Raw genomic sequence first — 12124 nt, 5'->3', positions numbered from 1 at the left:
CCGCCCGGAGCAAGCTCGCTCCCACATGGACCGTGTTGAACCTGTGGGAGCGAGCCTGCTCGCGATCGGTTGCGCAGCAACCGCAAACAAACAACTAAAAGACCCAAGCCTAGCGGAGCACACGTGATGAAACAGCCCAAACCGAATTTCTACAACCTGGCCTGGCGCTGGCATTTCTATGCCGGTCTGTTCGTCGCGCCTTTCATGGTGATGCTGGCCCTGACCGGCATCATTTACCTGTTCAAGCCTCAACTCGACCCGTTGATGTACGGCAGCCTGCTGAACGTCCCGGCCGGGCATCACAGCGTCCCGGCCGATGACCTGCTCAAGCGGGTGAAAGAGGCTTACCCACAAGCCACGATCAAGCAGTATTTGCCACCGGTCAACGCCGAACGCAGCGCGCAATTTGTCGTGCTCAATGCTGGTACCGAGCTCAACGTTTTCGTCGATCCCTACCATGGCGACATCCTCGGCGAGCAAGACGCGAAAAAGAATCTGCAAGCCGTTGCGCGAGCGATTCATGGCGAATTGATGATCGGCACCGTCGGCGACCGACTGATCGAACTGGCCGCCGGCTGGGGCGTGGTGTTGGTGGTCTCCGGGGTCTTTCTGTGGTGGCCGCGCGGCCAGGCGGCCGGCATTCTGTGGCCGCGCTTGAGCAGTCGCGGTCGAGTGCTCTGGCGTGACCTGCACGCGGTGACCGGGTTCTGGGGCGCGTCGTTGCTGCTGGTGATGCTGCTCAGCGGCATGACCTGGACCGGATTCTGGGGCAAGCAATACGCGCAAGTGTGGAACGTCTTTCCGGCCGCGATGTGGGACAACGTGCCCCAGTCCGATGTCGAGGCCCGCAGTCTCAACACCGCCACCCGCCAGACCGTGCCGTGGGCGATGGAAAACACACCGATGCCAATGTCCGGCGACCACGCCGAACACATGGCCCACCGCGGCACGCAAGCGGCCCCCGCCGCACCGACCATCAGCCTGCAAGACGTGCAGGACATCGCCGTGCAACGCAAAGTCGAACCGGGCTACAGCATCACTTTCCCGACCACCGCGACTGGCGTGTTCACCATCGCCGTGTTCGCCGACGACCCGCGCAACGACGCCACCTTGCATATCGATCAGTACACCGGCAATGTCCTCGCCGACGTGCGTTTCGAGCAGTACGGCACCGTCGCCCGGGCAACAGAAATCGGCGTGATGCTGCACGAAGGCAAAATGTTCGGCCCGCTCAACCAGATCATCATCCTGCTGATCTGCCTGATGATTCTGCTCAGCGCCGTCAGCGGTGTGGTGATCTGGTGGAAGCGCCGCCCACAAGGAAAATTCGGTATTCCGCCGCTGCGCCACGACTTGCCGAAATGGAAAATCGCGATGGTCATCATGTTTGCATTGGCGGTGGTGTTCCCGTTGGTGGGGGCTTCGCTGGTGGTGGTCTGGCTGCTCGATCGGGTGCTGCTGACACGCCTGAATCGACAAACTGAATCTGGCCCGGCTGCCTGAAGAATGAACTGATACCGAACAATGTAAGAAACGCCAAGAATAGGGGCCGGTGCTCTCTCCGATCCCGTTCTTGTTTCCCGCCTCAACAGGGATCAACCTGCAGGAGGCCGTTGCAATTGTGGACATTTTTTAATTCGGCCATATCGATGTCCGTGGATGGGTTGGGTGTGCCGCCACCGTACTGATTCTTGCAAGTAACCGTCATTCGACACTGGTCGTTCTCCAAGTCGATGACCTCCGGTATGTCCTGATCCGGCGAGGTGGCACTTGAGTAGGCCTTGCAGCTTTGGCTAACAGGATTTTGCTTCCAGGCACTGATGCAGTCTTGCCCAGCAATGGCCGTGGCAGCGCTCCAAAGAACCAGCAAACCGGACAATGTTGTGATGGCGAATATCCGCACGTTCAGTATTCCTCTGCCCGTTGACGAGATTTAACGCTAACGCTCGTGAGGGCCACGGTCTACTGTCACAAATGACAGTCAGGCCTGTTTTCTTGTGATTAAAAGAATCTCGGGCCAGCAAACTGAATCGGCCTCACCTTCATCATGAAACAGGCGAGATGCGCGGTTTAGAGGGATCTGTAGACTTCCCGCGCTTATCTCCCGGTGAATTTTAGTGTTACTGTATAACTCTAAATACACCGCCTGACCCGCACCCCTCGCTGCGGGTTTTCTTTGCATAAGTGGTTCACCGCCCCGATGAACAAGTACCTCTTGTCCGGCCTCTGCCTGCTCGCCATGAACCACAGCGCCGACGCGCAACCGTTGACGCTGCCCACCGGCACCATTACCGCCGAGGCCAATGACGACGAAACCGTCAGCCTGAACACCCCGACCACTGCCGGTTCGCGCCTGAACCTCACTGCAATGGAAACCCCTGCCAGCGTCGAAAGCCTGACCGGCGAACAGATCCGCGCGCGGGGTGATCGCAGTGTGCAAGACGCCGTGTCGCGCAGCACCGGGATCAGCCGCACCGGCACGCCGGGCGATGGCGGCACGTCGTTGTCGGCACGAGGTTTTACCGGGCAGGGTTCGGTGATGCAGCTGTATGACGGCAACCGCATGTACACCGGCATGGGCACCGTGACCTTCCCGGTCGACACGTGGTCGGTGGAGCGCGTTGATGTACTGCGCGGCCCGGCATCGGTGCTGTACGGCGAAGGCGCGACCGGCGCGGTGGTCAATGTGATCCCGAAAAAACCGTTTGAAGGCGAGATCGAAAACCATGTTCGTCTCGGCTACGGTTCCTATGACGGTCAGCAACAGGCCTTCGACAGCGGCGGCTCATTGAGTGACACCTTGAGCTACCGCTTGAACCTCAATCGCCTGCGCAGCAACGGCTGGGTTGATCGCGGCGATTCGTCCAGCGACTTCATCAGCGCCGCCCTGCGCTGGCAAGCGACCGACGATCTGGCGTTTACCCTAGCCCACGATTACGGCGATCAAAAGCCGATGAACACCTTCGGCACGCCGCTGATCAACGGGCGCTTTCACGAAGGCCTGCGGGACAAGAACTACAACGTCAGCAACGACAAGCAGCACTACAACGATCAATGGACGCGGCTGACCAGCGACTGGCAACTCTCCGAGAGCGTCAATTCGACTAACGAGCTGTATTACCTCAAGGCCCAACGCCGCTGGCAGAACGCCGAGAACTACAACTTCGACCGCGACACTCAACAGCTCAGCCGCAGCGGGTATTTCGGCATCGGCCACAAGCAGGAGCAGATCGGTGATCGCCAGACCTTCACCTTCAAACACACCCTGTTCGGCCTCGAAAGCCAGACCGTGACGGGTGTCGATTACAACCGGATTCGCTTCCAGCTCGACAGCAACTCGCCGTTCAATGACGCGTTACCGAATGGCCAACCGATCGATTTTCATCACCCACAGCGCGGTAGTTTTGAAAGCGCCGACCCGTACCGTGATCAGTTCCAGTCGACGACAAAACAGCTGTCGGCCTTCGCCGAAAACCGCACGCAGTTGAGCGAACGCTGGTCGCTGGTGACCGGCGTGCGCCGCGATTACGTGCACGTCGACCGCGACAATCTGGTGGATGGCAGCCAAAGTGACAAGACCCTGACCGGTAATAACTGGAAGGCTGGACTGGTGTTTGCCGTGACGCCTGACACCTCGTTCTACGGTCAGTACGCCACCAGCACCGACGGTGTCGGCGGGTTGATTTCCCTGAGCCCGAGCCAGCAGCAATATGACTTGTCCACCGCGAAGCAGGCCGAGATCGGCGTGAAGCAATTGTTCTGGGATCAGCGCGGCGAGTGGACGCTGGCGACGTATCGCATCGTCAAAAAGAAACTGCTGACTGACGACCCGGGCAATCCGACGCTCAAACAGCAGGTCGGCCAGCAATCGTCCAACGGCCTCGAAGCCAGCCTCGACCTGCAACTGCCGCACGCCTGGCAACTGCAGGCCAATGCGGCCATCGTCAAAGCCAGGTTCGACGATTTCGAAGAAGTGGTGAGTGGTATACCGGTGTCGCGCAACGGCAATCGTCCGGCGGACGTGCCACGGCGCACGGCGAATCTGTGGCTGAGCAAAGCGATCAATGATGACTTGAAGGCCGGCGCCGGCGTGCGTTATGTGGATGCGCGTTTTGCGGACATGGCCAACCAGAATGAGCTGCCGAGCTACACCGTGGTGGACGCCACGCTGTCCTGGAAGGCGCTGCGGAATACGACGCTGGGGTTGCAGGTGAACAATCTGTTTGACCGGCAGTATGCGCAAAGCCAATACAATGAGGGGCAGCAGTGGATCCTCGGCGAACCGCAGTCGTTTTTCGTCACCGCTGATTATCAGTTTTAAACCGTGTCGCCCCCATCGCGAGCAAGCTCGCTCCCACAGGTTTTGCACAGTCCTTGTGGGAGCGAGCTTGCTCGCGATGAGGCCATCAGCAACACCGAAAATTTCAGAGTAGATGCATGACCTCGCTGAACCTCACAAACCTCGCCTGGACACCCTTGGGCCACGGCCATTGCCATCACCAGTTCCAACTGCGTGAGGCGACCTTGCGCGTGCTCCCGGGTGAGTTCGTCGGCCTGATCGGCCCCAACGGCAGCGGCAAAACCAGCCTGCTGCGCTGTGCCTGGCGCTTCAGCAAACCCGAGTGCGGCGAGGTCAAGCTCGACCATCACAACGTCTGGAAGCAATCCTCGCGCTGGTGCGCGCAACGCATCGCCGTGGTCCTGCAGGAATTCCCCGACGCCTTCGGCCTCACCGTCGATGAAGTCGTCGCCATGGGCCGCACACCGCATAAAGGCTTGTTCGACGGCGACACCCCGGAGGACAGGAAACTCGCTACCCAGGCCCTCGAATCAGTCGGTCTGAAAGGCTTTGAAGACCATGACTTCGCCACCCTCTCCGGCGGTGAAAAACAACGCGTGATCCTCGCCCGCGCCCTGGCTCAGCAACCGCAAATGCTGATCCTCGACGAGCCGACCAATCATCTCGACCCGCGTTATCAGCTCGAACTGCTGCAACTGGTCAAACGCCTGAAGATCGGCACCCTGGCGAGCATCCACGACCTCAATCTGGCGGCTGCTTTCTGTGATCGGCTGTATGTGATCAATCACGGCCGCATCGTCGCCAGCGGCACGCCCGAAGAAGTCTTGACCGCCCCACTGCTGCGCGATGTGTTCGGCGTCGAAGCGCTGATCGATCAACACCCCTTGCACGGCTACCCACGAATTACCTGGATCACCCAACCATGACTTTGCGTTCCCTGCTTTGCGCCGCTCTGTTGCTGGGCAATGCCCAAGCATTTGCCGAGGCCACTCACTACCCGTTGACCGTGCAGAGCTGCAATCGCGAAGTGACCTTCAAGCAAGCGCCGAAACACGCGGTCAGCCACGACATCAACATGACCCAGATGATGCTGGCCCTCGGTCTGAAACCCAGCATGGCCGGGTATAGCGGTGTGACCGGCTGGAAGTCGGTCACGCCGCAGATGCAAACCATCCTCGAGGGCTTGCCGGAACTGGCGGCCAAGTACCCGTCGGTGGAAACCCTGCTCAACGCCAACGTTGATTTCTTCTTTGCCGGTTGGGATTACGGCATGCGCGTCGGCGGTGATCTCACACCGCAAACGTTGCAGCCGTTGGGCATCGATGTCTACGAGCTGACGGAGTCCTGCGCGTTCGTGATGAAGCGTCCACCGGCCAGCCTGGAAGACACCTACAACGACCTGCGCAACCTCGGCAAAATCTTCGACGTGCAGGATCGCGCCAACGCCTTGATCGCCCAGATGCAATCGCAGGTCGCCGAAGTGCGCAAGGATCTGCCGACGGACAAACCTCGCGTCTTCCTCTATGACAGCGGTGAAGACCGCGCCATGACGTCCGGTCGCCTCGGCATGCCGCAAGCGCTGATCGACGCCGCTGGCGGGCGCAATATTCTCGATGACGTCGAAGCGAGCTGGACCCGGGTCAATTGGGAAAACGTGGTCGAGCGCAATCCGCAGGTGATCGTGATCGTTGATTACGGCGAAATCACTGCCGAGCAGAAGCAACAGTTCCTGCTCAACAACAAGGCGCTGCAATCGGTGGACGCGATCAAGCATCAACGCTTCATCGTGATTCCGTATGTGCAAGCCACGCCGGGGATCGACAACGTGCTGGCAGTCGAAACCCTGGCCAAGGGTTTCCACCGCGAATGATCAATCGTCGCTACGCCTTGTTGCTGATGGCCCTTGGCGCGTTGTTGCTGGTGTCGTGTGTGGTGTCGCTGGGCTTCGGTCCGGCGCGGGTGCCGGTGGACGTGGTGTGGCGGATTCTGTTGCACAAGATTTTCGGTGTCGGCGTGCCGGACTGGGCCGCCGGGCAGCAACACATCGTCTGGCTGATTCGCGTGCCGCGCATGCTATTGGGTGCGTTGGTGGGCGCCGGGCTCGCGCTGATCGGTGCGGTGCTGCAAGCGGTGACGCGCAATCCGCTGGCCGACCCGCACTTGCTCGGGGTCACCTCTGGCGCGACCCTCGGTGCAGTGATCGTGGTGCTGCATGTGGGTGAAGTCGTTGGCTTGCTGACCTTGCCGATCGCGGCGTTTATCGGCGCATTGCTGAGCATGTTGATCGTGCTGATGATCGCCAACCGCAACGGACGGCTCGACAGTGACCGGCTGCTGTTGTGCGGCGTGGCGGTGTCCTTCGTGATGATGGCAATCGCCAATCTGCTGCTGTTTCTTGGCGACCATCGCGCGAGTTCGGCGGTGATGTTCTGGATGCTCGGCGGGCTTGGGTTGGCGCGTTGGGAGTTGCTCGCGGTGCCGGCGGCCAGCGTATTGCTGGGGCTGGTGCTGCTGCTGGGCATGGCTCGACCGTTGAATGCGTTGATGACCGGCGAACAGACCGCGGTCACCCTCGGCCTGAATGCTCGCACCGTGCGCTTGCGGGTGTTTTTGATTGCGTCGCTGATGACCGGGGTGCTGGTGTCGATCAGCGGGTCTATCGGGTTTGTCGGGCTGATGGTGCCGCACATTGCGCGGCGTCTGGTCGGGGCGGAGCATCGGCGGTTGCTGCCGGTGTGCGTGTTGTCGGGAAGCATCTTTCTGGTCTGGGTCGACGTCGCCGCCCGCACCCTGATCGCCCCCGAGGATTTGCCGATCGGCATAGCCACGGCGGCGATTGGCGGGTTGTTTTTCATCGGTCTGATGCGCAGGCGCTGATGCCAACGGCTGTGACCGCTACCCCGCCCCCTTACAACTCATCCCGCGTGGGGTGGGGAAAGATATCCTGAACCTGTTGGCGTCTGAGGCTCCAGTCGGAGCCCAGGCGCCTGGCCTGATTCCAGAAATACGCAGGCTTGAGCACCTGCAAATTGCCGATGTCCGCCAGACGGGTAATAAACACATCGGTCGACAGCACGGTGGCCCACTTTCCTTCGACGAGCTGAACTGGCTGGGTCAGCAGCAATGTTCGCTCCGAGGCCGAATAGGTTGGTGTGTATTTGAGCAATGCTCCATAACGCGTCGAATAGTAGTAGGCGTTGATATCGAACCCTTTGGCTTTCAAGGCATGGGTGTGCGCATGCACCTGGGCCGGAGAGGCGAAGTTTGCGTCAGTTGAATCGGAGTGTTCGGACAGTGTCGAGCCTGCGGCCTGGAAAAGCTGATGGCCGGCCACCAATGTGTAGCCGTCGGGAAAACGTGGCGCTTTATTGCGCGGTGAGGTCAAGGGATCACTCGCAATACGGAAAATTCGCTTGATGGCTTCATTGGGATACCCAGGGTCTGCAATGGGCTCCAGCGCAACAAAGGAATTAGTGCCGGGGCTGCTCAAAATCCCGCTGGCGTGCACTGTCGTTTGACTCTCGTGACTGCCCAGCCGCGACTGCGCATAAAGGGCCGCGTCGTCAGGGTGATGGAATATCGGTCCCAAGGCTGGCGCAGGGCTGTTTGCCCACTGCTCATCGACGGAAACAGAAGGCATGCGGGGCCGCCAGTTCTGGCTCACTTTGCCTTTTTGAGACCAATAGGCGCTGGTCACCAGGACCTCCAGTTCTCCGGACTTGGCCATTCGCTGGATGTAGCTGCTCAACCTGAACCTGCCCTCGCCGATGTCCTTCCAGTCACGTTGCGCGTGCTCGAGCGCGGCAAACGGATTGTTCTTGAATTCGTACTGGCCGAATTTGTCCCGCGAAAGGTCCGGGTCGAAGGGGCTGAGCAACAATCGCAACAAGGCACCATCGGCGCAGGAGAAGTAAATTGGCCTGAAGCCATGGGGCGTTCGTGCAGCGTCACGGGCCAGACTCACGTCCACGGGGGAAAGGAAATGCCGGTAATCATCGTCCGACAGCTTTTGCGGCGCTTGCCCCGCGCACAGGTGAATCGCGCTGCTGACATGGGAAGAAGGGAGTACACCGGGAAAGATTCGCTCATACGCCAACCATGTGCCTTGCACGTCAATGGGCAGGGTCGCAATGAAGACGCCGGTACGGGTATTTTTCAGAATGAATCCAAACCCCGTCGCTGAACGATTGCGTGCCCGTTCATGAGCGAAACAGGCCGCATCCTGTTCTCGAAGGTACATCGGGCTACAGGCCGGCTCGGCAACCGCTCGTGCATAGCCGGAAGTTACTGCTGCGGCCGGGGGATAGGCTTCGAATTCTGTCACGGTACGAGCCGGGCCCCATAGCGGGCTCCCTGAAACCACTTGCAGGTAACCGGACTTTGCCAGGCTTTTTACCCAGTTTGTCGGTGACAGCAGCCCCCGATAGATTTGTTCCTTGATCGATGCGGCATCCAGCTCTCGCCCTGGCTTGCCCGAAGTGCCCAGGGCTATGGCCAGGTCGGCTTTGAATCGTGCCCATAACCCGGCCCGATAGCGAATGGTCGCGCCGTCCGGCGCCAGAAAGTATTCATCGAACGTTTGCCCTTCGCGGGTGAATGCGGTGTACGCGACATCGGCGGAGAGCATGTTGAGATACACCTCCTTGTCGACTTTCGACAGCAGCACCGGCAACTCGCGAGGCACTCGGGAGCGATAGCGCGCCACCACCGAACACCCCGCCGGAAACTGGCCAAGGGTCACGGCTTCGTCCGGGAAGACCCACGGGATATCAAAGTCTTCTCGCAGGATAGCGATCGGATCGGTGGCCACAAAAAAACCATCGGCTCGTTTCAGGATCACACCGCCAAACGCCTTGGCGCTACCGCTCGGTATTTGCGAACGCGCATGCAGAGCCGCATCGTCAGCCGTCAGAAATACCGGGCCGAGGGTGCGCCGTTGCAGGTTCATGCTCGACTGCCAGTGCTTGTCGACCACCCCTTTACTGTCCCAGCAGACATTGGTGCGCATCACCTGCAACACACCGCTGTTGGCGACCACTCGGACAAAACCCGTCGGGGTCAGCACACCACTGGCCAGGTTTTTCTGGATTTCTTCCAGCCCCATGCCGGGGGTGTCGTTGTCGAACAGCTTGGTGCCCTTGCGCGGGACGTATTTGAGCAGGGCTCCGTCCTGAGTCGAGACGTAGAGAGGAATGACCCTGTCCGGGTCCAGCACCGGACGTTTGTTGGAGTCATAAACCACCACAAACAGATCCCTGGGCACAATGAAGTGGTGCGCCAGCCAGCGCCTGGCCGGGTCGCGGGCATGCTTGACCCGTTGGCGCGAATAGTAAAAAGCGTGGAGCTTGAATGACTCGGGATAGTCATAGTCCCCAGCCTTGCGGGAAATGCCAAACAGGCTGCGCAACGAGTAAAGTTTGTCTCTCCCATCGCTGACCGGGACCAGTTCAGTGGCGATGTACTCCTCCTTGCCTTGTTGTTTGAGGATGAATCCGAACCAGGTCCGTTCTTCGTCATGCAGCTCGGTGTCTTTGGCGTAGCGCTCGAGTGCCGCCTCATCGGCCGACCGGGAAACCGCGCCGAACGACACTCGCTCCGGCACGCTACGTTCCCACGGACCGGCGACGACAGGCCCGGTTATTCGTCCCCGGGGCCGCCAGCGACCGTTGCTGACGAGGACTTGTAAATCGCCGGCCGCCGCGGCTTCCTCGACGAATTGCTCCGGTTTGATGGCTCCCGTCTTCATTCCCAGCGCAAACACCCCGGGGGCGGCCTCGGTGCCCAGTTTGGCCACCAGGCTCGCTGTACGAGACCTGTCGGGAGTGAAACCGATCAGGCTGTTTTCGGCCCCCGAAAGATAAGCCGGCAGACCGCTCTGCAGGCTGTTGCGCAGTTCGTCAACGCTGAACATCAACAAGCTGGTCGCGGCATCTTCGACAGTCCATTTCAGCTGCGTAACCTTGGCGACTTCGAGCGTCGAAAGCGCGGGATGCGAATAGAAACGACTGTGCAAGACATGCTTGTCGGGGATCACCTTGTGATGGGAAGTCATGCTGACCGGGTGCCCGGTCAGGTCGGTGAGCACAAACCGCTGATCGTTTCGCTGAAGGATATAGCCGTAATAACCGCGGTTACGGTGGCGGCCGATTCGCTCATGGGCATAACGAGCGGCATCGTCCGCCGAAAGAAACGCCCTTTCCAATATGTTCAGTGCCGATCCCGCCGACTGGGTCGGCGCGAGTTGTTGGGGTTGTTCGTCCATGCAGTGGAACTCCATTGAGTCATTCAAGGGTGATCCCCACTCTCGCACCGCAACGCATTGCCCAGGCGGTACATAGTTACTACTTCGTGCGCTCGGCACCACTTGGACGCATCGCCGTGCCCGCGAGCGTTTTTATGCCCGTTCACGGTGCAACAAGTACCTGCACCGAACGTTCTCGCCCTTGCGCAAAAGCACTTCAGGTCTTAGGCACAGCCCTTGCTAAAGACCCTTTAGTAGTCCGCATCTGCCAACCAAGAAAACTCATAAGTTCATGGAGATCGCACAATGAAGCGTCGCAGTTTGATCAAGGCTTTCACACTCTCGGCAAGCATTGCCGCGATGGGCATGACCTGGAGCATCCAGGCTGCCGAGACCATCAAGGTCGGTATTCTGCATTCGTTGTCCGGGACCATGGCGATCTCCGAAACCTCGCTCAAAGACATGGCGCTGATGACCATCGATGAGATCAACGCCAAGGGCGGCGTGAACGGCAAGATGCTGGAACCGGTGGTCGTCGACCCTGCATCGAACTGGCCGCTGTTCGCCGAAAAGGGTCGGCAGTTGCTGACCCAGGACAAAGTCGCCGTGGTGTTCGGTTGCTGGACGTCGGTGTCGCGCAAATCGGTGTTGCCGGTGTTCGAAGAGCTCAATGGCCTGCTGTTCTACCCGGTGCAGTACGAAGGTGAAGAGATGTCGCCAAACGTGTTCTACACCGGCGCCGCGCCGAACCAGCAAGCGATCCCGGCGGTGGAATACCTGATGAGCGAAGAAGGCGGCAGCGCCAAGCGCTACTTCCTGTTGGGCACCGACTATGTCTACCCGCGCACCACCAACAAAATCCTGCGCTCGTTCCTGCACTCCAAAGGTGTGGCCGACAAGGACATCGAAGAGGTCTACACCCCGTTCGGCCACAGCGACTATCAAACCATCGTGGCCAACATCAAGAAATTCTCGGCCGGTGGCAAGACTGCGGTCATCTCCACCGTCAACGGCGACTCCAACGTGCCGTTCTATAAAGAGTTGGCCAACCAGGGCCTGAAAGCGACTGACGTTCCGGTTGTAGCGTTCTCGGTCGGCGAAGAAGAACTGCGCGGCATCGACACCAAACCGCTGGTGGGCAACCTCGCGGCCTGGAACTACTTCGAGTCGGTCGAGAACCCGACGAACAAGAAATTCGTCGCCGACTGGAAAGCCTACGCCAAGAAACACAACCTGCCGGGCGCCGACAAAGCGGTGACCAACGACCCGATGGAAGCCACGTACGTGGGCATCCACATGTGGGCGCAAGCGGCCGAGAAAGCCAAGTCCACCGACGTCAACAAAGTCCGCGAAGCCCTCGCCGGCCAGACCTTTGCCGCGCCGTCGGGTTACACGCTGACCATGGACAAGACCAACCACCACCTGCACAAACCGGTGATGATCGGCGAGATTCAGGCGGACGGTCAGTTCAACGTGGTGTGGCAGACCGAAGGACCGATCCGTGCTCAACCGTGGAGCCCGTTCATCCAGGGTAACGACAAGAAGCCCGATTATGCGGTGAAGAGCAACTAAGCCACCCCGCA

8 protein-coding genes are annotated in these 12124 nt (G+C 59.8%); 6 read left to right on the top strand and 2 right to left on the bottom strand.

Annotation, left to right across the window (positions count from 1 at the left end; all coding sequences use genetic code 11):
• Nucleotides 1-126 precede the first annotated feature (126 nt).
• Nucleotides 127-1503 carry a PepSY-associated TM helix domain-containing protein gene (locus tag BLW70_RS08180; RefSeq protein WP_074873391.1) on the top strand — a complete coding sequence of 459 codons (1377 nt, stop codon included), beginning with the start codon at nucleotides 127-129 and terminating at the stop codon, nucleotides 1501-1503.
• Between the two features lie 82 nt (nucleotides 1504-1585).
• Here the strand turns inward: BLW70_RS08180 and BLW70_RS08175 are convergent, their stop codons facing one another.
• Nucleotides 1586-1903: a hypothetical protein gene (locus BLW70_RS08175; protein WP_074873388.1), complete on the bottom strand. Its 318-nt coding sequence runs from the start codon at nucleotides 1901-1903 to the stop codon at nucleotides 1586-1588.
• A gap of 297 nt (nucleotides 1904-2200) precedes the next feature.
• Here BLW70_RS08175 and BLW70_RS08170 point away from each other — a divergent pair, with 297 nt between their 5' ends.
• The 4 genes from BLW70_RS08170 (at nucleotide 2201) to BLW70_RS08155 (ending at nucleotide 7177) form a co-directional block, all read left to right on the top strand.
• Nucleotides 2201-4321: a TonB-dependent receptor gene (locus tag BLW70_RS08170; protein ID WP_074873384.1), complete on the top strand. Its 2121-nt coding sequence runs from the start codon at nucleotides 2201-2203 to the stop codon at nucleotides 4319-4321.
• 116 nt (nucleotides 4322-4437) lie between these two features.
• Nucleotides 4438-5226, top strand: coding sequence for an ABC transporter ATP-binding protein (locus tag BLW70_RS08165; protein ID WP_074873381.1), 789 nt, complete (start codon nucleotides 4438-4440; stop codon nucleotides 5224-5226).
• On the top strand, nucleotides 5223-6170 hold the full coding sequence (locus tag BLW70_RS08160) for an ABC transporter substrate-binding protein (RefSeq protein WP_074873378.1): 948 nt from the start codon (nucleotides 5223-5225) through the stop codon (nucleotides 6168-6170). The genes BLW70_RS08165 and BLW70_RS08160 overlap by 4 nt, the downstream gene beginning before the upstream one ends.
• Nucleotides 6167-7177: a FecCD family ABC transporter permease gene (locus BLW70_RS08155; protein ID WP_074873375.1), complete on the top strand. Its 1011-nt coding sequence runs from the start codon at nucleotides 6167-6169 to the stop codon at nucleotides 7175-7177. Before BLW70_RS08160 ends, BLW70_RS08155 begins: the two co-directional genes overlap by 4 nt.
• Nucleotides 7178-7208: 31 nt before the next feature.
• Here the strand turns inward: BLW70_RS08155 and BLW70_RS08150 are convergent, their stop codons facing one another.
• The gene (locus BLW70_RS08150; protein WP_074873372.1) at nucleotides 7209-10562 is read right to left on the bottom strand and encodes a hypothetical protein; all 3354 of its coding nucleotides are present in this window, start codon (nucleotides 10560-10562) and stop codon (nucleotides 7209-7211) included.
• A 285-nt stretch (nucleotides 10563-10847) separates the two neighbouring features.
• Between BLW70_RS08150 and urtA the strand changes: the two genes are divergently transcribed.
• Entirely contained in the window at nucleotides 10848-12113 is a 1266-nt protein-coding gene (gene urtA, locus BLW70_RS08145; protein ID WP_074873368.1) for an urea ABC transporter substrate-binding protein, read from the top strand.
• The last annotated feature ends 11 nt before the right edge of the window (nucleotides 12114-12124 follow it).

The sequence above is a fragment of the Pseudomonas frederiksbergensis genome, from assembly GCF_900105495.1.
In the GTDB taxonomy this organism is placed as follows: Bacteria; Pseudomonadota; Gammaproteobacteria; order Pseudomonadales; family Pseudomonadaceae; genus Aquipseudomonas; species Aquipseudomonas frederiksbergensis.
The sequence above is the reverse complement of the archived record's forward strand: the minus strand, read 5'-3'. Positions and strand labels throughout refer to the sequence as shown.